The sequence below is a fragment of the Lysinibacter cavernae genome (assembly GCF_011758565.1).
Taxonomy (GTDB): domain Bacteria; phylum Actinomycetota; class Actinomycetes; order Actinomycetales; family Microbacteriaceae; genus Lysinibacter; species Lysinibacter cavernae.
The window spans coordinates 1574358-1599336 of the sequence record NZ_JAAMOX010000001.1; the positions used below are offsets into that span (position 1 = coordinate 1574358).

At 60.7% G+C, this 24979-nt stretch carries 17 protein-coding genes; 4 read left to right on the forward strand and 13 right to left on the reverse strand.

The genetic code is table 11. The features are described from left to right. Nucleotides 1-60: 60 nt before the first annotated feature. Nucleotides 61-1497: a gamma-aminobutyraldehyde dehydrogenase gene (locus FHX76_RS07065; protein WP_167149260.1), complete on the reverse strand. Its 1437-nt coding sequence runs from the start codon at nucleotides 1495-1497 to the stop codon at nucleotides 61-63. 122 nt (nucleotides 1498-1619) lie between these two features. Between FHX76_RS07065 and FHX76_RS07070 the strand changes: the two genes are divergently transcribed. After that, complete coding sequence (locus FHX76_RS07070) at nucleotides 1620-2087, forward strand: Lrp/AsnC family transcriptional regulator (RefSeq protein ID WP_167149262.1); 468 nt, start codon at nucleotides 1620-1622, stop codon at nucleotides 2085-2087. A gap of 2 nt (nucleotides 2088-2089) precedes the next feature. Further along, on the forward strand, nucleotides 2090-3466 hold the full coding sequence (locus FHX76_RS07075) for an aspartate aminotransferase family protein (RefSeq protein ID WP_167149264.1): 1377 nt from the start codon (nucleotides 2090-2092) through the stop codon (nucleotides 3464-3466). A 73-nt stretch (nucleotides 3467-3539) separates the two neighbouring features. Here the strand turns inward: FHX76_RS07075 and FHX76_RS07080 are convergent, their stop codons facing one another. The 8 genes from FHX76_RS07080 to FHX76_RS07115 all read right to left on the reverse strand — a co-directional run bounded on the left by FHX76_RS07080 (nucleotide 3540) and on the right by FHX76_RS07115 (nucleotide 18759). Beyond that, a complete protein-coding gene (locus FHX76_RS07080; RefSeq protein WP_167149266.1) occupies nucleotides 3540-5150 on the reverse strand; it encodes a hypothetical protein in 1611 nt (536 codons plus the stop codon). Further along, entirely contained in the window at nucleotides 5147-7486 is a 2340-nt protein-coding gene (locus FHX76_RS07085; RefSeq protein WP_167149268.1) for an FG-GAP repeat protein, read from the reverse strand. Before FHX76_RS07085 ends, FHX76_RS07080 begins: the two co-directional genes overlap by 4 nt. Nucleotides 7487-7794: 308 nt before the next feature. Then, a complete protein-coding gene (locus FHX76_RS07090) occupies nucleotides 7795-9315 on the reverse strand; it encodes an NCS2 family permease (protein WP_341777882.1) in 1521 nt (506 codons plus the stop codon). Nucleotides 9316-9599: 284 nt separating this feature from the next. After that, nucleotides 9600-9869, reverse strand: coding sequence for a 30S ribosomal protein S15 (gene rpsO, locus FHX76_RS07095; protein WP_167149270.1), 270 nt, complete (start codon nucleotides 9867-9869; stop codon nucleotides 9600-9602). Nucleotides 9870-9984: 115 nt separating this feature from the next. Continuing rightward, entirely contained in the window at nucleotides 9985-11457 is a 1473-nt protein-coding gene (locus tag FHX76_RS07100; RefSeq protein WP_167149272.1) for a sigma-70 family RNA polymerase sigma factor, read from the reverse strand. Next, nucleotides 11454-16274 (reverse strand): Ig-like domain-containing protein, encoded by a 4821-nt coding sequence (locus FHX76_RS16685; protein WP_167149274.1) that lies wholly within the window; start codon nucleotides 16272-16274, stop codon nucleotides 11454-11456. Before FHX76_RS16685 ends, FHX76_RS07100 begins: the two co-directional genes overlap by 4 nt. A gap of 371 nt (nucleotides 16275-16645) precedes the next feature. Further along, on the reverse strand, nucleotides 16646-18064 hold the full coding sequence (locus FHX76_RS07110) for an FtsX-like permease family protein (RefSeq protein WP_167149276.1): 1419 nt from the start codon (nucleotides 18062-18064) through the stop codon (nucleotides 16646-16648). After that, complete coding sequence (locus FHX76_RS07115) at nucleotides 18061-18759, reverse strand: ABC transporter ATP-binding protein (protein ID WP_167149278.1); 699 nt, start codon at nucleotides 18757-18759, stop codon at nucleotides 18061-18063. The genes FHX76_RS07110 and FHX76_RS07115 overlap by 4 nt, the downstream gene beginning before the upstream one ends. A 197-nt stretch (nucleotides 18760-18956) precedes the next feature. Between FHX76_RS07115 and FHX76_RS07120 the strand changes: the two genes are divergently transcribed. Both FHX76_RS07120 and FHX76_RS07125 read left to right on the forward strand, forming a co-directional pair. Further along, a complete protein-coding gene (locus FHX76_RS07120; protein ID WP_167149280.1) occupies nucleotides 18957-19355 on the forward strand; it encodes a DUF1304 domain-containing protein in 399 nt (132 codons plus the stop codon). After that, nucleotides 19355-20215 (forward strand): inositol monophosphatase family protein, encoded by an 861-nt coding sequence (locus FHX76_RS07125; RefSeq protein WP_167149282.1) that lies wholly within the window; start codon nucleotides 19355-19357, stop codon nucleotides 20213-20215. Before FHX76_RS07120 ends, FHX76_RS07125 begins: the two co-directional genes overlap by 1 nt. Before the next feature lie 96 nt (nucleotides 20216-20311). Here FHX76_RS07125 and FHX76_RS07130 read toward each other — a convergent pair whose 3' ends face one another. The 4 genes from FHX76_RS07130 to gdhA all read right to left on the reverse strand — a co-directional run bounded on the left by FHX76_RS07130 (nucleotide 20312) and on the right by gdhA (nucleotide 24747). Further along, the gene (locus FHX76_RS07130) at nucleotides 20312-21349 is read right to left on the reverse strand and encodes an LLM class flavin-dependent oxidoreductase (RefSeq protein ID WP_341777883.1); all 1038 of its coding nucleotides are present in this window, start codon (nucleotides 21347-21349) and stop codon (nucleotides 20312-20314) included. Nucleotides 21350-21556: 207 nt separating this feature from the next. Further along, a complete protein-coding gene (locus FHX76_RS07135; protein WP_167149286.1) occupies nucleotides 21557-21931 on the reverse strand; it encodes an FKBP-type peptidyl-prolyl cis-trans isomerase in 375 nt (124 codons plus the stop codon). 112 nt (nucleotides 21932-22043) lie between these two features. Then, complete coding sequence (locus tag FHX76_RS07140) at nucleotides 22044-23219, reverse strand: PrsW family intramembrane metalloprotease (protein WP_167149288.1); 1176 nt, start codon at nucleotides 23217-23219, stop codon at nucleotides 22044-22046. A gap of 154 nt (nucleotides 23220-23373) precedes the next feature. Continuing rightward, the gene (gdhA, locus tag FHX76_RS07145; RefSeq protein WP_208402460.1) at nucleotides 23374-24747 is read right to left on the reverse strand and encodes an NADP-specific glutamate dehydrogenase; all 1374 of its coding nucleotides are present in this window, start codon (nucleotides 24745-24747) and stop codon (nucleotides 23374-23376) included. Between the last annotated feature and the right edge of the window lie 232 nt (nucleotides 24748-24979).

Here is a 24979-nt window from a genome sequence, read left to right on the forward strand (position 1 = left end):
GCGCAAGAATCCGCTATTTGCAGCAGAAAGTCGCAAATAGATGCAGGTTCGGCGGGCGGGTTAGTCGCCGATGTAGGACATCACGTGCTTGATGCGGGTGTAGTCCTCAAAGCCGTACATCGAGAGGTCCTTGCCGTAGCCGGAGTGCTTGAATCCACCGTGCGGCATCTCGGCAACCAACGGGATGTGGGTATTGATCCACACACAACCAAAATCGAGTCGCTTCGCAAACCGCTGCGCTCGACCGTGATTGCTCGTCCATACCGAGGATGCGAGACCATAGTTGACGTCGTTTGCCCAGGCAAGCGCCTGCGCATCGTCTGCGAACTTCTGCACGGTGATAACCGGCCCAAAGATCTCCTGCTGGATCGCCGCATCGTCTTGGTTGAGCCCGGTCACAACCGTCGCCTCATAGAAATATCCGACAGTGCCCTGACGCCGACCCCCGGTTTCTACCTTCGCGTAGGACGGCAGGCTATCGATAACCGCAGTCACCCGCTCTAGCTGAGCGGCGTTGTTCAGGGCGCCAAACAGGATGCCTTCGTCGTTTGGCGCTCCGGTCTTGGCGTTCTCCTTCGCGTAGGCCACAAGGGCAGACACAAATTCGTCGTGCACCGATTCGTGCACAAGCACGCGGGTGGCCGCGGTGCAGTCCTGCCCGGCGTTGAAGTATCCGGCAGTCGCGATGCCCTCGACGGCCTTCGGGATGTCGGCATCCGCAAACACGATTACCGGCGCCTTGCCACCAAGCTCAAGGTGCAGCCGCTTGAGATCTTCGGAGCCCGACTTGGCGACCTCAATACCGGCACGAACCGAGCCGGTGATCGAAATGAGCTGGGGCGTTGGATGCGCAACCATCGCTGCGCCCGTTGTGCGGTCGCCAAGCACAACGTTGAGCACGCCAGGCGGCAGAAACTCTGCCGCCACCTCGGCGAGCAGGAGCGTCGACAGTGGGGTCGTGTCGGAGGGCTTGAGTACGGTGGTGTTGCCGGCTGCAATTGCCGGCGCGAACTTCCATACCGCCATGTTGAGCGGGTAGTTCCACGGGGTGACCTGGCCAACAACCCCGATGGGTTCGCGGCGAATAACGGAGGTGTGGTCGGTCATATACTCGCCAGCTGCCCGCCCTTCGAGCAGCCGTGCGGCACCGGCAAAGAAGCGGATCTGGTCAACGGATGCCGAGATCTCGTCTTCGATAAGGGTTGGGCGGGGCTTTCCCGTATCCAATGATTCCGTGTCGGCAAATTCTTCGGCGCGAGCTTCCATCGCATCGGCGATGCGCAGCAGCGCGAGCTGGCGCTCGCCAGGAGTCGTTTCGCTCCACGCGTCGAAGGCTGCGTCGGCGGCCGCATAAGCGGCATCCACATCGGCCTCGTTCGAGACGGGAGAGAGGGCAATCACCTCTTCTGTTGCCGGGTTGTAGACGGGGAAGCTGTCCGTCGATCGTGAGGAAATAAAATCGCCATTGATAAAATTCTTGAGGAGTCGCTCAGTCATGCCCACCATACTAAGCACTTCGTGGGCGCTTTACTACCCCTCACAAGCGAAAACAATAGGCTTTGTGTGCGAATTCAACGGATTCCTTTGCGAATCATCGTTTTGAGTGCGAGAATCGCAGCATGACAGTGCAGCCGAAGCCGACCAGTCTCGACGAAACCTCAAAAGCGATCATCGAGCAGCTCCAGGTGGATGGCCGGCGCTCCTACGCCGACATCGGGAAGGCCGTCGGCCTGAGCGAGGCCGCCGTCAGGCAGCGGGTGCAGAAACTCACCGACGCTGGCGTCATGCAAATTGTTGCGGTCACCGACCCTATGCAGCTTGGCTTTCACCGCCAAGCGATGATCGGCATCCGCGTCGCCGGCGACACCCGCTTGGTCGCCGACCAACTCGAGCAGATTCCCTCGGTCGACTACCTCGTGCTGACGGCAGGGTCGTTCGACATCATTATCGAGGTTGTCTGCGAGAGCGACTCCCACCTGATCGAACTGCTCAACAACCAGATCCGCCTTCTCCCGGGCGTCGCATCCACAGAAACCTTTGTGTTTCTTGAACTCAGAAAACAGCTCTATAACTGGGGAACTAGGTAATTATGAACTCGTTCAGATCAAACGAAACGCTGCAAAAGCAGGCAAAAGACCACCTCTGGATGCATTTCTCGCGCCAGTCCAGTCTTGACAGCCACGACGTCCCCATCATCGTCAAGGGTGACGGACATCATATTTGGGACAACAACGGCAAGAAGTACTTCGACGGCCTTGCCGGCCTCTTTGTGGTGAATGCCGGCCACGGCCGAAAGCGCCTCGCGCAGGCCGCGGCAAAGCAAGCGGAGGAGCTCGCGTTCTTTCCGATCTGGTCGTACGCGCATCCGAGCGCCATCGAGCTGGCAGACCGGCTCGCCGACTATGCGCCCGGCGACCTCAATAAGGTTTTCTACTCAACCGGCGGCGGCGAGGCTGTCGAGACAGCGTTTAAGCTTGCCAAGTATTACTGGAAGCTGAAGGGAAAGCCCGGCAAGCACAAGGTCATCTCTCGCCAGGTTGCCTACCACGGCACACCGCACGGCGCACTAACGATCACGGGGCTCCCAGCGATCAAGGAGATGTTTGAGCCGCTCGTGCCAGGCGGCCTCCGCGTGCCAAACACTAACTTCTACCGGGCGCCGGAACACGGCGATAATCTCGAAGACTTCGGTCAGTGGGCGGCCAACCGAATCGAAGACCAGATCCTCGCAGAAGGACCAGACACGGTCGCGGCGGTGTTCCTTGAGCCGGTTCAGAACTCGGGTGGATGCTTCCCTCCGCCTCCCGGCTATTTCAAGCGGGTGCGAGAGATCTGCGATCAGTACGACGTGCTGCTTGTGAGCGACGAGGTTATTTGCGCGTTTGGCCGCGTTGGCGAGATTTTTGCCTGCAACGCCTACGGCTACGTGCCGGACATGATCACGTGCGCGAAGGGCATCACGAGCGGATACTCGCCGCTCGGGGCGACCATCATCAGCGACCGCATCTACGAGCCGTTCTCGAAGGGCGACACCACGTTTTACCACGGCTACACCTTTGGTGGACACCCCGTCTCAACCGCGGTTGCCCTCGAAAATCTTGACATTTTTGAGGAAGAGAAGCTGCCGGAACGCGTGCGGGAAAACTCGCCGCTGTTCCGGGCAGAACTCGAGAAGCTGCGCGACCTGCCTATCGTTGGCGATGTTCGAGGCGACGGCTACTTCTTTGGCATCGAACTCGTAAAAGATAAGGCGACAAAAGAGACGTTCAACGATGACGAGGCCGAGCGCCTTCTTCGCGGCTTCCTGTCTGGTGCCCTCTTTGATGCCGGGCTGTACTGCAGGGCTGACGATCGTGGAGACCCCGTCATCCAGCTCGCCCCGCCTCTGACCATCGGGCCGTCGGAGTTTGTTGAGATTGAGCAGATCCTCCGAGGCGTGCTGACCGAAGCCTGGACCAAGCTCTAAGCGGTCGCGGGGTGCAAAAAGGCTCGTGGGGTGCGAAATTTCGCACCCCACGAGCCTTTTTGCGCCCCGCGAGCTAGTTCGGTGCGTGCACGCCGTGGTCGCTGCCGTAGTCGGTTGTCATCCCAAACTGGCGGCGTTCGAGCGGAGGCTGGGCCGAGTTATCGGTTGCGCTCACCCACTGACGTACCGAACCCGTGAACGGCTCGGCAACCGCATCCTCACCGTATGGCGTCGCAAACCAAGTGGATGACGCCGTGTTGTTCACTGTTGTTGCGTCAAGGTAGTAGTCGCGCTCAGACCCGTCAAAGGGCGAGGCGGGGTCCTGCTGCAACAGCACGCCCCCGCCGAGCAACGACTTCCACGGCCCAGCGTTCACGCCCCCTCCGCTCGGACCAACCTCGTGCGAGGCCTGCACGGTGAAGCCAATCCCGTCAGCTCCGTTGGTGCCGTTGCCCTTCCAGAAGTATCGGCTCGGGTTGCGCACCCCAAACCATGGGTCGAACTTCGCGAGCACGGTTCCGTCAACGGCGCTGATCTCATTTGCTGATTCCCATACCTCGTAAAGCGCCCACGGATCGCTGTACTTTGTGGTTTGGGTCGTTGGCAGCAACACAAAATCTTCGATGCATTTCCGGTCTGGGATGCGGCGCTCTCCCCCAATACCGTTTGGCAGCACGCTGCCGCTCGTGTCAACAACCTGAGTTCCTGCGCACGATCGCACAAACTCGTTCGGGTCACCAAAGCGGGTCATGGTATTGCTGATGACCTCGGTGCCGTCAGTGCACTTCACCGCGTAGAGCAGCTCGTGCGCGTTGTTTGTGGTCGCGTCGGCGGAGTGTGAGCCCTGGTGAATCTTGATCAGGTAGTCGCAGGTGAGGGGCACCGCAGCACCGGCCGAATCCGTCGTCGTGAGGGGCGCCCTCGGGGCCGCCTGAATTTGGGCCACATCGTTGGCAACGATAATTTTGTGTCCAACGTTATCCTCGTGACGCACCGCGACGTCCGCTTGTGCGGCAGAGAAATCAACGAGCGCCTCGCTCACGTACCCAAAAGGAATGCCAGTTGCGTACCCATCCGCGGCTTTGGTATAGAACTCACTCACCCAGGTCGCGATATCTGAGTCAGCCGGGTTGTCTCCGTGCTCATGCCCGAACGAACACTCGGCGCCCGTCGCTGGGTTGATCACAACGGGAGGATGCCAGGTCGGGTAGAGCTTATTGTCGTCGCCGACCACCGAGTACTGTTCATGCAGCGACGCTGGGCAGGTGTCGTATGCGGTTGGCGTCCAGTTGCGTTGGGCATACGCGAAGGATGCCGTGACCCCAGCCGGCATGATGCCTGCCGCGAGCGCCTGAGCGGTTGCCTCCGCAACCGCTTCCGTGCTCGGGGCCTCGCCCTCGTGCTCACCGTGCTCGCCGCTCGGAGCATCCTCCTCGCTCGGGGAGTCGGTTGTCGGCGCTGTTGGTTCATTCTCGGTGGGGGCTTCGGCTTCGCCGTGGCCTTCGTGCTCGTTTGCTGGCGCGCTCGGCGCAGGCGTGGCCGACGCGGGTGCGTCATTCTCTGTGTGTTGCACCGCAGCCGCAACATCACCCGTCGCGATGCCGATCACCAGCAGTGCTGCCACAGCGATGCTGCCCTTTGCCGCCCGACTGAAGCGCCAGCCGGTGGATGTTGTGTTGCTCATTCGTTGTCCTCGCTGAGTGGGGTCTGTGAGATCCGTGAAGTTGCTGTCGATGTCCGGCGAGCGCCGGTACCCGTGAGGATCAGAGCTGAGAGTCTCCGAACAGATACGAGGGCTACACCGCCGAACAAAAGGACGGCGATGAAAAGCGCGCCGTGAGGTTCCGCTCCCGTAAGCGCGAGCCCACCGGTGCCGGAGGTGGATGATGCGTTTCCGCCATTCGCCCCACCCCTCGGTGGTGTTGCCGTCGCTGAGTTGCCTGGCTGGGTTGGTGTTACGGTCGGAGTCGGTTGGACGGCACCCTCGCCAACCGTCACGGCAACCTCACCGCTCGTGGCATCCGCCCACAGGGCATCCGCCGAATCGAAGCGAGCGGTGTACGTGTGAGCTCCTGCCGCAGAGGTATCGGAGTCGACGCAGTCGATCGAGGCTGAGAAGGGGGCACCTGAGAGGTCAAGCGGAAGGGCATCGCAACCGTCAACAGCCGTGCCATCTCGGAAGAACGTGACGGTTCCGCCAAACGCACTCCCGCGAGTGGTGGCGGCAACAACGTCCGTAGTCAGCGTGACGGGAGCGCCGTTCTCAACGGCCGATGCGTTCGCGGCCAGGGAAGCCGTCACTGCGCGGGCGCCCATGAGCGCGAGCGTCACTTCGCCGGATTGCTGCAATGTATTGCGAATACCAAGATCGCCCCCAATCACAACGTCGTTGACGCCGTTGCCGTCCATATCGCCGATGCCTGCAACCTGACGACCGAAGCGATCGCCGGCGGCGTGTCCATCGAGCCGGTAGCCAGCTAATTTGCCGTTCGAATCGACAGAGGCGTCAGGCACGGCGCCCGCGAGTGGTATCTCCACAAGCTCCACGGTTTCGGTCGACTGCTTACCAAAGACGACCCAAGCGCCGCCAGCTCCAGACAACGGCGTTCCCGTGTCGGGGCTGAGCGGGTCGTACCCGTAAGCACCGATAATCGCGTCTGGGATTCCGTCTCCGTTCACATCATCGAGGCCAGACACCGAGTATCCTGCTGAGTCCTGGTTCGCGGCCCCATTGATCCAGTAGCCTCTTGGCTTCTCTTGGCCGGCACAGTTACCGGAGGAAACCACTATGTCTTCGCCACACGTGTAGACCGCCGCATCCACGCGGGTTGGATCGGTATACACGGGCTGCGTTGAGGCCGAGCCATAGACAATTGCCGCGCCGCCTGAGCGAGGCCCAGTTGTGGCGTTCGCCACTCCGTCAGCGCCGATGAGCAGATCTGCAAGGCCGTCGCCGTTCACGTCGCCTGCCGCCGCCACAGAGACGCCGAGCCGATCCCGCTGTCGAGGTGGGCCGAGAATGAGGAATCCGTTCTCGCCGAGGTTGGCCGTGTCGATCGCACCCCTCGCCCCGCCAAATACGACGTAGGCAGCACCCGTCGCGGCTACTGCGACCCCGTGCGGCGTTGCGAGGTATGACCCGAGCAGGATGTCGCTTATACCGTCGCCGTTCACGTCGCCAGCCATGGTTGAGACGCCAAGGCGTTCCTGCGGCGCGGCCCCGTCTATGGTCATAATGATCTGCCCGTCGAGCGGGGCGACGAGGTTGATATCCTCAATGCCACGCTGACCTGCCACAATCCATACTCGACCAGAGCGTGCCCGGTTGTTGTAGTTCGCCGCGACCTCGGTAATGGCCATGTCGTCAAGGCCATCGCTGTTGAGGTCGCCGACGCGGCTCATGGAATATCCAACGTTTCCGCTCGAGGCGTTGCCCTTGACCAAGAAACCGCGGTCGCCAAGGTAGTCAATGGCGAAGCCGGTGAAGTCCTTTGCCCCAAAAACAACGTACGTGACCTGATCGCTATAGTGACTGATGCCAAAGTCGTCATACCCGTCACCGTTCACGTCGCCGAAGCAACCGACCGAAAAACCAATCGAGGTGTTCGCGCGGCTGGGGCCGTCAACTCGCGCCACATGAATACCCTCAAGGTCGGTCGTGTTGAGCTCGGCTCCCTGCACCTCGGCATTGCCAAACAGGACGTATACCGCACCGACGTTATTCAGCGGCGCTTTGTCCCAGAACCAGGCCCCAACCACAGCATCCGAGTAGCCGTCGCCGTTCACGTCACATGAGCCCTGCGCGAGAGCAGAGCCCGTTGCGCTTGACCCGTCACCGACCCAGGTGGTGAGGTCGGTCGGCTGGCCGACGAGGTGTTGGTTGGCTTTTGGCGAGTGGCTGGACTCGTCTGCGGATGCGCTTGGAACGATTGCGAGTGAGGCGCCAAGCAAGATGCTCGCGGCGGCGGCAGCCGAGAGCATCCGCGTTGTGGCGCCACGAGGTGGCCGAACGGTAGGCACGGGGAACTCCGTTAGAGGTTAGATTCCGGGCGCGCAAGACAACAAACAGGCCAGGGCGCAGTCACCCTACGAGGTGAATAAGGTAAGGCTATCCATACCAAGATACTCAGGTCAAGCTCAGGTTACCCTAACCTTACAATCAGCTCAAACAGGCGTCAGCGCCCCTCCCCACCTCGCGGCCGCCCTTCCCCACCTCGCGACCGCCCTTCCCCACGCGAGAAGAGGCGGTCGCGGGGTGCAAAAAGGCTCGTGGGGTGCGAAATTTCGCACCCCACGAGCCTTTTTGCGCCCCACGAGGGGCCAATGAGCTAACCGATGAGCGTCTCGATCGGACCACGCGCGAAGTAGAGCAGGAAGCCGGCCGCTACGATCCAGAGCAGCGGGCTGATCTTGCGACCCTTGCCAGACATCGACTGGATGAGCACCCAGCTGATGAAACCAACGCCGATACCGTTGGCAATCGAGTAGGTCAGCGGCATGACAATGATCGTCAGGAACGCGGGAAGGGCGATCGAGAAATCAGTGAAGTCGATGTCCTTGATCTGCGCGACCATGAGCGCTCCAACAACAACGAGGGCAGCTGCGGCAGCCTCGAGCGGAACGGCCTCGGTCAGCGGAGTGAAGAACATCGCGGCAAGGAACAGCAGACCCGTAATAACGTTGGCAAACCCGGTGCGGGCACCCTCACCTACGCCGGAAGCCGAGTCAACAAAGATGGTGTTCGATGAGGCGGATGCCGCACCACCAGCAACGGCACCAACACCCTCAACGATCAGGGCCGACTTCAGTCGAGGGAAATTGCCATTCTCGTCGGCAAGTCCGGCGGCCTTACTCAAGCCGGTGAGCGTTCCCATCGCGTCGAAGAAGTTCGTGAATACCAGAGTAAAGACGAGCATGCAGGCCGCAAGTGCCCCGATGCGCTCGAAGGCCCCAAAGCTGAACTGCCCGAGCAGGCCGAGGTCTGGAACGGCAATAACCTGCGACGGGATCTGGGGAACGTTGAGGTTCCACCCTCCCTCGTTCGAAAAGCTCGGGCCAAGCTTGAAGATTGCCTCAACAACGATGGCAACGATCGTGGTTCCAAGGATTCCGATCAGCAGCGCGCCGCGAACCTTGCGGGCCATGAGCACACCCATAAGGATGAGGCCAAAGATGAAGACAAGCGTGGGAACCGTTGCAATCGAGCCGCCTTCGCCCAGCTGGACGGGAGGCGACGCTGCGCCGCTCGAACGGACAAATCCGGAGTTCACAAAGCCAATGAAGGCGATAAACAGACCGATACCAACCGTGATAGCCGTCTTCAGCTGGCGCGGGACCGCCGCAAAAATCATGGTTCGAAGACCGGTGCTCGCGAGCAGCACGATGATGACACCGTTGATCACCACAAGCCCCATGGCCTCGGCCCAGGTGACCTGGCCGACGACGCTCACAGCAAGGAACGAGTTGATTCCGAGTCCAGCAGCAAGGCCGTATGGAAGGTTAGCAACGAGGCCAAACAGGATCGTCATGACACCGGCGGTGAGCGCGGTGACGGCACCAACCTGGGCGGCGTTCAGCCAGCCGCCAACAACGTCGTGCGTTGCGGCTTCTTCGCTAAACCCACCAAGAATCAGGGGGTTGAGCACAACGATGTAGGCCATGGTCACAAAGGTGACGAGGCCTCCTCGAAGCTCGCGGCCAAAGTTCGAGCCTCGCTCGGTGATGTGGAAGAACCGGTCAAGTGCCGGTTTGAAGCCGGGAGCTGTTGGCGCTGTGGCTACTGAGCTTGCGGCTGAGCCTGAATCGGCTGCGTCGTCGGATGCTGGGGACGGGGTATTGGTCTCGGTCACCAGATCAATAGTAGTACACCTGAGAAAACGCTGAGAAACATTTTTCCCCTGATCCGTTAGGCATCTGTGAGTCCCGGAGGCCGCTTACCTTGACCTATCCTCATGCGAACATCATCGGACGAGCGCAGATGTGACGCAAGAGTTCCGTCCCGGCCGCTTTTCGGAACTCAAGCGTCACATCTGTTCGCTTCAGACCAGAGGGGCAGAAGCACACAAAAAAACCCCGCAGCCGAAGCTACGGGGTTTTTCGAAGAAGTTCGCGTTATCGAACGAAGAAACGTTGACTAACGACGCAGTCCGAGACGCTCGATGAGCGTACGGTAGCGCGTGATGTCAAGCGACTGCAGGTAACCCAGCAGGCGGCGACGCTGACCAACGAGCAGCAGGAGGCCACGACGTGAGTGGTGGTCGTGCTTGTGCTCTTTGAGGTGCTCGGTCAGGTCCTTGATGCGCTGAGTCATCATGGCAACCTGAACCTCAGGGGAACCGGTGTCACCTGGGTGGGTTGCGTACTCTTCGATGATCGCCTTCTTAACACTTGCTTCGAGTGCCATAGATGGATCCCCTTTCAGTCGTTGCGCGGCGCTGATGGCAGGATGCCTCAGCTCTCTTTCTCCGCGGCCGTCAAACGGCAACCTGTCTACTATACCAGCTTTATGCGACTCGCAGTCATCGCCCTCGAGAAACCTGCTCGGCGCTCAACCGCACGAGGTAGGTCGAGGCGGCTTCGACATCCGTCTCAATGACAAACGTGTAGGCGGCAGCCTGGGATGCCTGGGCAAGCTGGGTCGCGCTGTCAGAGTCGAGCATGACCAGGGTCCCATCAGGGCGGTGCAGATCGACGAGGCAGAGGCCGTCCCCAATGCTCCGCTGCTCAAAAAACGCCATGTGCTCGTCGATGCTCTGCTCAAAAAAGATCTGGCAGACCCCGCCGGTTGTTGGCACCTCGATAATCGGCAACCGTCCGTTTCCAGGACTAGCCGTCGGCGACGTTCCGCTACCGAGCTCGGTTGAGGAGGGACCGCCTGTTCCAACAGCGTCACTCTCAACAGACACCTTGGTCGTGGCTTCCGGAGTACTCGGCGCGAGCGCCTCCCGAGCGGCATTCGTCGTTGCCGGCGCCGGCTCGGACGATGCCTGGCCGAATCCGGAGACGAACATAACCGTGCCTGCCACGGCAGCGACACCGATGAGCCCAACGGCCGCTCCAAAAAACGACTTACCGGTGAGCGCTGCTCCCCCGGCGAGCATCTGCGTCTCCGCAATAATCTGCGCGCCAGACTCGGCACCAAACCTGCCGGTAATCCAAGGATGATCAACAAACAGGCCGGGGACAACGGCGGCGAGCGCCCGGGCAAACCGCCCCTGAATCTTACTCAGCTCGGCACGCTTTGACCGGCAGTCGGCGCAGCCAGCAAGGTGGGCGGATAGCAATGGGGACGCCTGTGCCGACGTGCTGCTGCTTGCGAGTTCCTCAACAAAGGGAACACACTGTTCCGCGGTCTCTTCCGCGGCAAGAACGCCGAGGTATTCAAGCCGGAATCCCTTTCGGGCCCGTGAGTGCAGCGCTCCGACGGCATTTGACGAGATACCAAGCGTCGCCGCTGTCTCTGCGAGCGAAAACCCCTCAACGTCTCGGCACCAGACGACCGTCTGCCAGCGGGTCGGCAGACGATTAAACGCTTCAACAACGCACGACTGACCGAACGCCTTTTCTGGTTCTTCCGCCTGCTCATCGGCGAGGCGTTCAAGCGTTTCTGCCTCAACGTTCACGGTTCGCTGAAGCGAAGGGCCATGCGTAATAGCGACGGATTTCATGGCGGTCACCAAATACCACCACAGCGAAACGGTCGGCCCTTTTCCGTTACGAATCGCCTGGATGACCCGAATAAATGCCTCAGAGACGATGTCCTCCGACGGCATCTGAGCAGAGGCGTAGCGCGCAGCATGCTGAAGCGCATACGGCTGGTACAGCGAGAAGAGGGTATCCATCGCGTCGGCATTGCCGGCCCGAAACGAGGCGAGCAGCTCGGCATCCCGCTCGTCGCGGGCAGCACCGTGAGAGGTGCTGCCCCCGACGGGGTCGATGGACGACTCAGCCGCGTCTTGGCCGGCCTGTTGGGTGTTGCTCGGATCGATCACGATTCGTGCGAGCTACCTTTCACTAATCTGCGACGACTCCCGCTGGTGCTTGCGAGCGCTCCAAACACCGCACCTGCGGCAAGGAGCACGAGCCCGAGCAGCCATGCGGATTCGTTGGTTCCGGTCACGGCGAGGCCGGCAACAGTGTGGGGAGCTTGCGTGGATACCCCTCCGCCGTTTCCGCCGGACGTTCCAGCGTCTCCGCCACCCGTTCCACCGTTGTCTCCGCCGGTTTCCGGCAGTTTCGTCTCAGGGATGTCGGCCGCTGCAACGGTCACGGTGTAGGTCACCTCGCCTATCTGGCCAAGGGCATCCTCGATGCGCACCGTGAATGTATCGTCGCCGGCAAAGCCGTCGTTTGGTGCGTAGGTGAGGACGCCATCCACAATGGATGCTTTGCCGTTGGCGGGTTTTGCGATAACCGCATCAGCCGACAGTCGCTGAATATTGGTGCCGGTTGCCTCCCCGATGGGATCAAAGGTGACGAGCTCAACGTCACTTGCGAGATCCACATGCAAGTCTTTCCCAACCGGCGGCTTCACGATTGTGAGCGTGACGGTGGCGGCTGCTGCTGTTCCGTGGGCATCGATGATTCCGTATTCGAGGGTCTCGACATAGCTCAACTCGTCCACCGCCCATTCACGCTCGGTTGACGGGGTGAAGAAGAGCTTCCCGTCACGGATCTCAACGGTTCCTGCGTCAGGGCCGGTTGAGGTCGCCGTTGTGATGGTGACATCGTCGCCTGCGTCATTTGACAGCACATCGATCTCGCTCCCTCTGACCCATGGAAGGGTTGCCGTGTCATCCGCCGCTGCAAGCACCTCGTAGACGGTCACCGTGAAGTCCTGCGTTGTGGACTGCCCGAGGTCATCGGTGTAGGTGACGGTGAAGGTGTACTCACCCGGTTTGGCATCGCCCGGCGTGAACGTAATCGCTCCGTCAGCCGCAACGGAGACGGCGCCTTGCCTTGGCTTGGTGCTGACGGTGATATCGCTCGGGTCAACGACTGCGGGGTTCAGCAGCTGCGGTTCGAAAACCGCGGCACCGTCGGCCGGCACTGTCTGCCCGGCCTCGACCGTCACGACGGGTGCGCGCTGCACCGTCACCGCGATGTTGGCAGTGGCTGGCTGGCCAAACGCGTCGACGACCGAATACGTTACAACCGCGTCGTAGGTCGCTTCACCGTCAGCCCATACGTGCGCTGACGCAATGGAGACCTTGCCCTGAGCAGAGGTGGCGTGCAGGTCATCAGCGGTTGTCGGCGCATCCCCGAGTTCAAGCTTGTGGCCTGAGTCGTTCCCAAGCGCGTCAACGTTGTGCGAACCTGACGCCGCAATTGTCACGGCGTCGTCAACAGCGACTGGCGCGGCATACACGGTTATGGTGACAACGGTCGTTGCCGTGGCACCGGCCGAATCGGTGACGGTGTAGGTCACAACGTCTTCGTAACTCGGTTGACCGGCAAATGCCGCCGGCCACTCCGCTGCTGAGGTGTACGAGAGCGAGCCGTCAGCAGTCAAGGTCGCGGTTCCATAGGCCGCTTCGCCGCCAGGCTGGATGCTGGCTGCCGTCTGCGGCGCGGGTGCGGCCGCGGTGAACCAACTGTCGTTTTTCTTGACGTCAACAACGGTGGATGCCCCGGCCGAGGTGCTGCCGGTGTCGGGCTTGAGCAGCAATGGCTTCAGCGATTCTTGGAAGAGAATCTTGGCGTCGGTATGCACTTCACCTTTGACGACGGTGATCGTCGCTGGCAAGACGAGCGACCATCCCCCACCGCTCACGCTGGCAACATAGTCGCCCGGCGCAATGGTTTCGAAGAAGAAGGCGCCGTCAGCGGCAACATCCGTTGCCGAGCTTCCCTCTGCGCTTGTCAGTGTCAGTGTTTTGCTGCTCGCCGGCCAGAACGGGTCACTCGGCGTGAGCGAGTTCGAGAAATCCGAATCGATCTGCACCGTGCCAGCCAACGAGCCTGCCGAGGCTGCGAGGCTCACCTCTGCGGCCGCCACAATCCGTTTGATGCTGTTTTCGTCGCCGTTTACCGCGGCAGTTTTGCCGTAGAAATCGTTCTTGAGCATGCCGTTGAGGGCGAGGCCAGGCAGCGAGAGCGAGATCGTGCCCGACCCGCTGTATCCGGAGTCGATTGGTTGATCCGTAATGAAGCGCACCGCGGTTGCGTTTTTTGGCACATCGCCGGTTTTCCAGTCGATTCCGGAGTTGCCGTCGCTGTTATTTGGAAGTTTCAGCGCCGTGGCGATGTCATCCGGGTTCTCAACCGAGTACTCGATGGCGACATTTCCCATGACAGCGGGGTTCTGCGTCGATGCCACAACGTCAGAAACAACAAACCCACTGGCAGGCATGCCTGTTGTGCCTCGCGCATCGCCGTTGTACGGCAGCACGTCGACAAACGTGCCACGACCAACTTTGTCGCTCGTGCCATTTGACCAGTTCACGGTGTAGCTGAAGTCTTCATCAGGCTCGACGAGTCCCGGCTTCTTTGTATTGGCCGTTTTCCCACCGCCAAAACTTGCGACGCCGCTCACGGTCAGTTTTGCAGCCTCCGTGCGGTCTTCGATGCTTGAGACGTCTTCTCTGGTCAGGTCCGAATCTGAGCGAGCGATGACCGTTGCCGTATTGACCGTGCCTGACGGTGTGAGCGGGGAAGTCACTACAGGAATATGGAGAACGTCAAGGCTGGTCGCATGACCCTGAAAACGACCGGGGCCAGCGGCTCCTGCGGGGGCAGAGAGATCGCCAAAGTTGAAGCTGATGGTCGCCGGCTTTCCGTCGTCTGCTGTGCATCCGATGCCGTCTGCACCAAGGTCGGCTTGGGTGTGCGAGTCATACCCAGGAAGGTTGGTCACAACATCCCACAACGGCTCAACGCAGGTGGAATCCATCGTCACGCTCAAGGAGACGTTTTTTGCGGTTGACGCGGTGGTGCCCTTTGCCGGGCCAACCAGTTTTGGCGTAATCAGGAGTTCGGATGTCCCACCAGGTGTTGCCGAGATAGGGCTCCAGTCAACCGTAGAGCGGACGAGCGCCGAGGCCGTCTGCACGGTACCGCCGTCAGGACGAATTCCCGTAATTCCTGGGGAGGTTGAGGCTCGGCGCTCCTGCGAGGTAGAACCCAATTGCCAGAACCAGGGCAGCGTGGTGCCAGCGGGAAGGGCCATGGATTCCGGTGAGATGGTACGCGCGAGCGGGTTGACCAGCCCAAACGTGCTGTTGATCTCCAACGGCTTCAGGTACGTAGCCCGGAGTGCCGAGACCGAGGCTATCCCGCCTGGGAGCGCACTCGGGTCGCTCACCCAGGTGATGGATGCTGGATCAAAACTCTTTCGCTCCGCGTCGGAGGCGAAGCTGTGGTCGCTGTACTCGATGGTGTGATCCGACGGCGCCACCTCTGTTCCAGGCCACAGGTAATAAAACGATTCGCTGTTTCCGCTCGGGGTTAGACGGGTGGATGGCACGCCGTTGAGCTGCAGCAGCTTCGGGTCCCATGCCGATACTCCCCACACCCCGGTATCGGATGCCCCCGCCGATTGTGCGTTCCGCACGCCGGTCAGCGCTAGAAAGGGCTGACCAGGCAGCACAAATTCGCCGCCGTTGGTATATCCGTGAGTATCTCCGTAGAGGAAACTAGATTGGCCGTTCATGGCGCCACCGTTTGATCCAAATATCTGAGGAACGGTCGTGCGGTTAACCGTCTGTCCGTAGCATGACAGCTGCGCGCCACCGGCGAGCGCAGGGCAGACAAAAGCAGGGTCTTGCCCTGGCGCGGGCGCGCCACCAAGGTTTGGCGCCCCGCTCGTCGAGACCGGCGCAAAATTACGCAGTTGGCCGCCGACTGCCGTTGGGGTATTTGCCGGGATGGTGGGATCAAACGGTGTCCAGATCCACAGTTGCTGCTGCGAGAACGACTTGAACTCTTTTGGCGTACCAGCGACCGCCCTCGATTTGATCATGTCGGTGCGTTGCCCCGAAACGGAGACGATGAGGTCTGTGCCAGGTCCATTTGGCTGGGTTACCGTGATGCTTCCGTCTCCGACCAGGATTTTGCCTTCGGCAAGTTGGGCGTGCGGCGCAACAGAGACGGTGTACGAGTAGCCATTGTTGAACGATTCGTAGCCCTTGAAATTGCCAGCGGCCGAGTCTGTCGATCCGACAAAGACAAGAAGGTTTTGGGCGATGCCATCTTTTCCATTCAACTGGTACGGCATTTTGCCGGTATCCAGGTACGTACGCAACTCTGCCTTTGGCGTCGCGGATACCCGAACCGCCGGCGCGGTGATGCTCTTGTCTCCTGCGGTAAACGTCGGCTCCAGCACGGCACCATTTCCCGCAGTCGTGGCGATTGCACGGACGTGGAACGATCCGGTGACCTGGTTTGCGGTGAGGTTGCAGTTCAGCGTTCGGTTTGAATCGGTGAGGCCACTGCCAGAGCTGTTGCATACTGACGCAACCACGGAGGTTGGATCCCACTCAGCGCCGAGGGGAAGTGTTGCCTTGTATCGAACCTCGCCCGTTGCGGCAAATGAGGTCGCGACGAGGTATTCGACGGTATCTTGCGATCGAACGACACCGTTTGCCGGACTCGAGTCGTGACCTGGTTCGTCGTCCTGGTCAAATCCCGGCGTCCCATCAAAGGCGATGGAAACGCCGAGGTCGCCGACGACCGCGTCACCTGGCGCGGCCTGCGCATCAGTAACCCCGCCAAACGTTGCGACTCCGGCGAGGGTCAGCGCCGTTGCGAGCGCCGCGAACGACTTCCTGCTGCCGCCCCCAGCCGCGTGTATCGAGTTCTTCTCAAACACTAAACATCCCCTAAATGACATGACCGATTGTCGTTGCGCACAGCGCAGACAGCATCGATCGCTTCGTTGATCAGAGGTTAGAGACGATAAAACTCGCAAAACCATTCGCGCAGCGTAAAAAAACTTTGCAAAGAGTTGCTGTGAGTGTGTGTGCGGCCCAAGAGCTGCCGCACATCCCCAAAACTTGGCCGACATTCCCCAATGCGACGCAATCCCCAACAGTTAGCATACCAGCTGTTAGGGAATGTTATTTCTGCCGTGCCACCATCTCCGACCGCACCGGCACACAACACCGGCGACGCCTCGGCGAGACCGACAACAAGGTCAGGTCGAGCCGAGGCGCCGCCGGTTCCGCGGTGCAAGGTTCGGGGTTAGGCCGGAGCGCTCAGCGACCGCAGCAGCGGACGAGTTGCCCACAACCCCAGCCAGACGAGGCCAACGCCTCCAGCAAGGAACAGCGCCATAGTTGCGATGGATACCGGCGCAAAGATGATCGCCATCCCGACGAGTGGGAACACGAGCAGACAACCAAGCCCGAGCGATACCGCCATCACCCAGCGGAGCGGGGCAATCACACCCAGCCGGCGAGCCTTATCAACTGCGGCCAGAGGCATGCCGATAGTGGACAGGCTTCGATAGTATTCGGCCCGGTCGTAGACGGCAGCGGCTTGGCTCACGCCAACCGCGCAGGCAACCATGACAAACGAAATCACGATTGTTACGTAGACGCCCGTCTGTGTATCAGCCATGAGGATGCGGCTTGCGGAGTCAAGACCGTCCGTGCCGACGGATGACGTGATCGCCAGCCCGCTGCCGGCAATCACCGCAACAAAACTCGTAATGGCAACGCCGCCAACCTGACGCCAAACAGCCTTTGGCGACTCAAGGATTTGGCGGAGGCCAATAATCTGTTCGATGGTCTGAGCCCGCCGCATCCTGAACCGAGCAACAGCACCGATCACGAGCGGGCCAAGCAGATTGAGCACGGCTATGCCAGCCCCGAAGGCTCCAAAGACCATGGTGATGACCATCGCCTCTGACGCCGCGGCGCTGAGCATCTGCAACATCCCAACGCACAGCAAAATAATCGCGGCAACAATGACAAACATCCATTTGCGCAGCGGCGGGGCGTTGGTGCGCATCCGAACACCGAGCGGAGACAACACGACGGTCCTAATGCTCAGCAGCGCGCTGATTGCCGACAAGAGAACCATCGCACAGACAACCAGCGAAATAAGGCCGGGTGAGAGAAGCAACAACCCTGACCCGACGGCCCCTCCCCCAAAGGACAGCAGGCCAACGATCGGGAGCAGGACAAGGTACAGCACAATCCCGGCGAGCGCCCCGATGAGCGCAAGTGCCGCCGACTCAAGAATGGTCATCGCGGCAACCGTTGCGCTCGATGCGCCAAGCAGCCGAAGTGTTGAGAGGCGATCATCACGCCGCCTCGCAGACAACCGAGCAGCCGCACCACCGAGACTCAGCAGAGGGACGAACAATACCACCGCCGCGAAGCCCGCGAACAAGATGTAAATGCTGTCGAATCGCGGCTGCTCGATAAACATCATGAGCCCTCCGAGCACCGTCAGGCTCAGCGCGGTTGCGGCGGCAAACGCCACAATTGGGAGGAGCAGCGCGGCTCGGGATGCTGATCGCTCACCGCCGGCTGCCGCGCTCGGCTTCGCGAGTCTCGCGGTCAGCACAAACGGCAGGAACGCTTGCCGAACAGCGGATGTTCGAACCGGCTGCTGATCGGCAAGGTCGTAGACGATATTGCGTGCCTCGATCATGCGGCCAGAGCTCCCTCGAGTACACCATCGCGCAGCCGAAGGACCCGGTGGCAGCGCTGGGCGACGGCTTCGTCATGCGTCACAATGACAAGGGCGCCGTTTCTGTTAAGCGTTGTGTCTCGAAGGATGGTCAACACTTCTTCCGACGTTCGCGAATCGAGGGCCCCGGTTGGCTCGTCGGCAAACACGATATCGGGAGCCGTTACCTGCGCTCGGGCAATAGCAACACGTTGCGCCTGACCGCCAGACAACTGGCCGATCCGTCGTGTTTCCATTCCGGCAAGGCCGAGAGCTTGCAACCACTGGGCTGCGCGTTCCTCAGCCGCCCGACGTGGGAGCCCAGCAACCATGAGCGGCAGCGCCGTGTTCTCGACAGCGGTCAGCTCTGGCAGCAGCAGCCCCTGTTGAAAGACGAACCCAAAGCGGTCGCGACGAAGAGCAGAGCGCTGAGCATCGCTCATCCTGTTGATCAACGCAGGGTCGGCGCCGCCAACGCTGTCGTGGAATGCAACGTCGCCATGATCAGGAACAATGAGCCCGGCGAGGCAGTGCAACAGTGTTGTTTTGCCTGAGCCTGAGGTTCCCATAATGGCGATTGCCTCGCCACGATTGATGGCCAGGCTCACGCCGCCAAGGGCAACGGTTGAGCCATAGCTTTTGTTGAGAAGTCGCGCGGTAATGACGGGTGTTTTCATGGTTCTAGTCAACGCGTTCCATGGGCAGCACACATCGGCGGACGGTACCAACCTCGGCTGCCCTGTCATACCCGGGTACTAGGCCAGGCACAGAGGCGGCCTGTGAATGCCGGGGGCTGGCGGCGACCAGCATCCCTCGCAAACGAACCGGGTACGGAGTATTCCCGCCAGAAGTCACAGGCGATAGGCTCAAAGCTATGACCGTTCTTGTGACCATTTCCGCCACGCTTGCCGCGGTGCTGCACGTTCTCATCTTCTACATGGAAAGCATCGCTTGGCAGAAGCCGAGCGTCTGGAAGCGGTTTGGCCTTTCCACGCAGGAAGAGGCTGACACAACCGCGAAACTTGCCTACAACCAGGGCTTCTACAACCTGTTCCTAGCCGTCGGTGCCATAATTGGCGCGATCCTCTACGGAACGGGAATGACAGAAGCCGGATTTGTGCTCGCGATCTTCTCGGTGAGCTGCATGCTTGCGGCCTCAATCGTGCTCGTCATCAGCGGCAAGAAATACATTCGCGCCGCCATCACACAGGGCCTCTTCCCACTCATCACTGTCGTCTTGCTCCTCCTGAGTGTCAGCGGACTCGGCAACTGATGTCAACTCAGAACGAGCAGTCGCTCGCTGCGGTTCCGGTTCAGTTTCTCCCCCAGCTCTCCGAGCTGCTGAGTACGGCTGTCGAAGCCGCGGAGGCTGCCGCTGCGCTCATCCATCAGATGCGTCGCGAGGGCGTGCACGTTGCGGCCGCCAAATCGTCGATTGTGGATGTGGTCACCGACGCCGACCGCGCCGCCGAGAAACTCATTATCGAGAAGCTCACGGCACGACGCCCTCACGACTCCGTCCTCGGAGAAGAGGAAGGCGACAGCGTCACAGGAACAAGCGGCGTCACGTGGCTCGTTGACCCAATCGACGGCACGGTTAACTACCTCTACAACATCCCCGCCTACGCGGTCTCTGTTGCGGCAGCCATCAGCGTTGACCCGTCAACGCCTGGGAGCGTTGACGGCTGGCTCACCCTCGTTGGCTGCGTCTTCAATCCGAGCACCGGCGAGCGCTACACGGCTCAGCGAGGCGGCGGTTCGTTCCTGAACGGCGAGCGCCTCTCAGTCAATCCGGTTGAGCGGCTCGAAAGCTCACTCGTTGGCACCGGGTTTGGCTATACGTCAGAAAAACGCCGGGCGCAGGGCCAGGTCGTGGCCTCGCTGCTGCCTGAGGTTCGCGACATCCGACGCATCGGCTCGGCCGCCCTCGACCTGTGCTCGATCGCTTCTGGTTCCCTCGACGGCTACTACGAGTCGGGGCTGAAGGTCTGGGATTTTGGCGCTGGCATCCTCGTCGCGAGCGAGGCAGGCGCGACCGTGCTCGGTCGGTCGGCTGATTCAGTGCCGGGCACCGATCTCCTCGTTGTTGCGGCCCCCTCGATCGCTAGCCCCCTTCGCGCCCTCGTCGCTTAGCTCAGCCCTAAGATCGTCGGGAACACAATCGACCTGACCCAAATGTGTCTATTCTGTGCGTGAATGACATATTTGGGTCAGGTCGATTGCCGTGGGCTAGTCCCGCGCTTGTTCCGCGAGGAGGCGCAGTGTGCGCTCCCGCGACGGTGTGTGGTCGAGCGGATCCGCGAGGTACGCGCCTGAGTTTGGCGAGATCATCACTTCATCGGCGCCCTGTTCGTCGGCAAACGCCTGAATGCGCTTCCAAGCGGCGGCCGGCTCGTCGATAATCCACGATTCGGTCAGTTTTTCGATGAGCACACGCTCCTCATCGCTCAGCGCCGACTCAATAATGTCGTCAATAACGGACACCGGCCCAAGCTTCTTGCCAAGCCGCAGTCGAGCAAACTGTAGGAGCTGCGGCAGGGCGGCGCGACGGGCCTCCTCAACCGTCTCTGCGACGGAGGCGTTGACAATCACAAACGTTTTCGGGGCATCCAGATACTCAGAGGGAGTGAACATCGAGCGATACAGCTCAAGGGCGCGCGCCTGGCCGGCACCAGCGAAGTGATTCGCAAAAACGTAGGGCAGACCCATCTCTCCCGCAAGCTGCGCCGAGTAGTCAGACGAGCCAAGCAACCAGGGCGTAGGAGCCGACGTCGCGGCCGGAGTGGCGCGCAGTTCGTAATCAGGGCCACTCGAAAGCCGAACCCGAGTTCCCTCAGGGCTCATCATCGTGAGCACTTCCATAATCTGGCGGGGGAACCGGTCGACGCTTGTGGTCGGCCCGCTCTGGCTCAGGAACGCAGTAATCACGGGGTCGCTGCCCGGCGCACGACCGATGCCAAGGTCAATTCTGCCGGGGTTTGCGGCCTCGAGCAGGGCAAACTGCTCAGCGATGATCAGCGACGAATGGTTTGGCAGCATGACGCCGCCAGACCCGACGCGGATGCGCTCGGTCTGCGCCGCAACCATGGCGATGAGCACCGGCGGGTTCGTTGAGGCTACCGCCGACATGTTGTGGTGTTCGGCAAGCCAGAAACGCTCAAAGCCGAGCGAATCTGCCGTTTGGGCCAGGGATACGGTCGCGGCAAGTGCCTGCGACGTCGACTGGCCACCACGGACGGGTACAAGATCAAGAACAGATAATTTCACAAAAGCCTCCGACAGGGACAACCTCGCTCGATGCGTTCGTATTCCCGGCGCGAGGATGCGGCGGTCTGCCTCCAGCATCCGGCAAGGACCCCGCGCCCGACATCCACCACTGCGTGCGACGGCCAAGCGGATGCCACGTGGACGTCCTCGGAAACGCCAACGGCGCCATCCGGAAACCGGATGACGCCGCGACAGGATCGAACAGGCTTAGCTCACGCCAAGCAGGTCAATCACAAAGATGAGGGTTTTGCCGGCGAGCGGGTGACCTGATCCGCCTGCGCCGTAGGCCTGTGCCGGAGGAACGACGAGCTTGCGACGGCCGCCGACCTTCATGCCGGGGATGCCAACCTGCCACCCAGCGATGAGGCTGCGCAGCGGGAAGTTGATGGATTCGCCGCGGCTCCATGAAGAGTCGAACTCTTCGCCGGATTCGAACTCTACGCCAAGGTAGTGCACGTCAACGGTCGAACCAGCGGTTGCTTCTGCCCCGTCGCCAACAATGATGTCGGTGATTTCGAGGGTGGTAGGCGCTTCGCCTTCGGGAAAGTCGATTTCTGGCTTTTCGCGTGATGATTCAGTCATAGAACCATCATGCCCCATGAGAATGCGAGCCGTCACCAGGCACCAAGAATTACGTTCTTGGCGTATCTGCGCGGTCCCGAATCCTTCACAAACCGGGCGATGCTGAGACGCGCTACCTAAAGTCTCCCGATAGGAATCGCCTGAGTTCAGCGGTGCTTCGCAGCAGCTCGGCTTCAAGGGCGATCGAGCCGGCACGGTCGTGTCCCGTTACGATCCGCTGCCGGGTGTATGCGAGGCGCGTCGACTGGCTCAGGAGGGCCTGCATCGCACGGCGGTGCGGCTCATCCTGCAACTTTGCCCAGCGCTTCGCCCCGGCCCGCCCCTTTTTCGTCGCAAGCATGTGGACTTCGCCTGGGCTAAACCATCCGGCAGCGGCATATTCCATGAGGCGCCGCTCCGTGAGCAGTCGCTCTTGGCGACGCACGATAAACACAAACCAGATGCAGAGCGAAAACATCGGCACCTGAACAAGCGCATACAGGGCAAAGAAATTGACGTACGTTGAGCCGTTCCAAAGCGCGTGAAGCGAAATAGCGCCAGCAAGGCCAACAACAAAATACGTTGGGATGCGGTAGCCGCCGCCCCTGCTCACCGCAAAGCCAAGTGCAAACCCTGTGCACGCGGTAAACATGGCGTGAGCAAACGGCGAGAGGATGCCGCGCAGCACAAATGTCTCGGTGAGCCCCATGCTTCCGCTCGTCGCAAGCGCATCGCCAAAGTAGAGGATGTTCTCGGTGAAGGCAAACCCCGCAGCGATGACCATCGCGTACACAAGGCCGTCAACCACACCGTCAAACGTCTTGCGCCAGACGAGCAGGACAAGCAAGAGCCCTGCCCCCTTTGACGCTTCTTCAACGAGTGGAGCTTGCACAACCGTGCTCATGACCTCAGACCCGGTGGCCCCCGTCACCATGAGGCTCACCTGCACCGCGGTATCCACAAGCAGGGACAGGAGCACTGACATCCCGGCACCCCATAAAAACGCAAAGGCAAGGGCAAGACGGGGCTCAGGCTCCCACCGGTCGACCCAGGCCGCCGTGAGCAGGACAACGGTGAGTGGGATCAGCGCCACAAGCGAGCATCCGATGACGGCGCCAGACCCGAGGAAACTCATCATGAACGCAACAACGGCGATGAAGATGAAGGCCAACAGCACAAGCGCAATAATCGCAACAACAAATCCGGCGTTCTTTTTCACGGCCGGTTGTGCGTACCCAGTTGGCTGCAAAAACACCACTTGGTTGGCGGGCGCGTTGATACGCTGCTCGTGCAGCAACGGTGAGGTCATGTTCGCAACGATAGCGGGTTGATGGATGCCTGGGCGAGTTTGCCGAGTCGCCCAGCAACCCGCATGCGGCGGTCACCGATCCGCATCCTCGCGTTCAAGGACAACACAACAATGGCCCCCGTTCTCACGAACAGGGGCCATCGGCAGCGTTGGTTTAGATCACGCCGAGGGCGATCATCGCGTCGGCAACACGGGTGAATCCTGCGATGTTGGCGCCGAGCACGTAGTCGCCGGGGCGGCCATACTCGTCTGCGGTCTCAGCGCAGCGATCGTGGATCGAGCGCATGATCTTTGCAAGACGTTCTTCGGTGTATTCAAACGACCAAGAATCGCGCGAAGCGTTCTGCTGCATCTCAAGTGCCGAGGTCGCAACACCACCGGCGTTTGCTGCCTTGCCAGGAGCAAAGAGGATGCCGGCGCGCTGGAACTCGCGAATCGCGTCAGGCGTTGAGGGCATGTTTGCGCCCTCGCCAACGGCGATCAGGCCAGAGTTGATGAGCGTGCGAGCGTCGTCATCGCCAAGCTCGTTCTGCGTGGCACACGGCAGCGCAACCTCGATCTTGGTGTCTGAAGCAACATCCCAGACGCGTCCACCGTCGCGGTATTCGCTCTGAGTGCCGCGAACCTTTGCGTAGTCAGACAGGCGCCCGCGCTCGACGTTCTTGACGTGGGTGAGCAGCTCAACATCGAGACCGTCGCGGTCGTAGACGACGCCGTTGGAGTCGCTGCAGGCAACAACCGTTCCGCCAAGCTGCGCAACTTTTTCCATGGCGAAGAGGGCGACGTTTCCTGAACCGGAGACGATAACCTTCTTGCCCTCAAACGTCTGGCCCGTTGACTTCAGCATCTCGTCAACAAAGAAGACGGTGCCGTAGCCGGTTGCCTCTGTACGAACGAGCGAGCCGCCCCAGCCGAGGCCCTTTCCGGTGAGCACGCCAGACTCGTAGCGGTTGGTGATGCGCTTGTACTGCCCAAAAAGGTAGCCGATTTCGCGCTGGCCAACGCCGATGTCACCGGCAGGAACGTCGGTGTACTCGCCAATGTGGCCCGCGAGTTCGGTCATAAATGACTGGCAGAAACGCATGATTTCGGCGTCAGACTTCCCCTTCGGGTCAAAGTCGCTGCCGCCCTTACCGCCGCCAATTGGCATACCGGTGAGGGAGTTCTTGAAGATCTGTTCGAAGCCAAGAAACTTAATCGTTCCGAGGGTCACGGACGGGTGGAATCGCAGGCCGCCCTTGTAGGGCCCAAGGGCCGAGTTGAACTGCACACGGAATCCGCGGTTGATCTGTGTGCGTCCGTTATCGTCTACCCACGGCACCCGGAAGATGATCTGGCGTTCTGGCTCGCAAATACGCTCGAGAATTGAGTTGTCTGCGTACTTGGGGTGCTTGGCAACGGCCAGGGAAACCGACTCGAAGACCTCGCGCATAGCCTGGTGAAACTCGGGCTCTCCAGCGTTGCGGCGAAGGTTGTTTTCAAAAATGGGGAGAACAAGCGGGGAAAGATCTGACACTTCGATAAACATGCTTTCTTCCGGTGAAACACAAAAAACACCCCTGAACCGACGTGCGACAACACACGGGGGCGTACCGTAATCGACATTAGTGGCAGATGAGCGCAAAATACAGCCGAAAATGTCTTGGATGCCATACGCTTCCCGTCTTATCCGCGATTTTCTCCGGGTTTTTTGATGCGTTTTTCCTCGACCGCCTCACAACTCTGGTCACGGGCAAGAAGCGCCAGCGCCCAACAGAATG

What these genes read in the sequence shown, in the direction of transcription:
- FHX76_RS07065 (WP_167149260.1), bottom strand. Translation starts at nt 1,497, where the DNA reads ATGACTGAGCGACTCCTCAAGAATTTTATCAATGGCGATTTTATTTCC.
- FHX76_RS07070 (WP_167149262.1), top strand. Translation starts at nt 1,620, where the DNA reads ATGACAGTGCAGCCGAAGCCGACCAGTCTCGACGAAACCTCAAAAGCG.
- FHX76_RS07075 (WP_167149264.1), top strand. Translation starts at nt 2,090, where the DNA reads ATGAACTCGTTCAGATCAAACGAAACGCTGCAAAAGCAGGCAAAAGAC.
- FHX76_RS07080 (WP_167149266.1), bottom strand. Translation starts at nt 5,150, where the DNA reads ATGAGCAACACAACATCCACCGGCTGGCGCTTCAGTCGGGCGGCAAAG.
- rpsO (WP_167149270.1), bottom strand. Translation starts at nt 9,869, where the DNA reads ATGGCACTCGAAGCAAGTGTTAAGAAGGCGATCATCGAAGAGTACGCA.
- FHX76_RS07110 (WP_167149276.1), bottom strand. Translation starts at nt 18,064, where the DNA reads ATGATCGAGGCACGCAATATCGTCTACGACCTTGCCGATCAGCAGCCG.
- FHX76_RS07115 (WP_167149278.1), bottom strand. Translation starts at nt 18,759, where the DNA reads ATGAAAACACCCGTCATTACCGCGCGACTTCTCAACAAAAGCTATGGC.
- FHX76_RS07120 (WP_167149280.1), top strand. Translation starts at nt 18,957, where the DNA reads ATGACCGTTCTTGTGACCATTTCCGCCACGCTTGCCGCGGTGCTGCAC.
- FHX76_RS07125 (WP_167149282.1), top strand. Translation starts at nt 19,355, where the DNA reads ATGTCAACTCAGAACGAGCAGTCGCTCGCTGCGGTTCCGGTTCAGTTT.
- FHX76_RS07135 (WP_167149286.1), bottom strand. Translation starts at nt 21,931, where the DNA reads ATGACTGAATCATCACGCGAAAAGCCAGAAATCGACTTTCCCGAAGGC.
- FHX76_RS07140 (WP_167149288.1), bottom strand. Translation starts at nt 23,219, where the DNA reads ATGACCTCACCGTTGCTGCACGAGCAGCGTATCAACGCGCCCGCCAAC.
- gdhA (WP_208402460.1), bottom strand. Translation starts at nt 24,747, where the DNA reads ATGTTTATCGAAGTGTCAGATCTTTCCCCGCTTGTTCTCCCCATTTTT.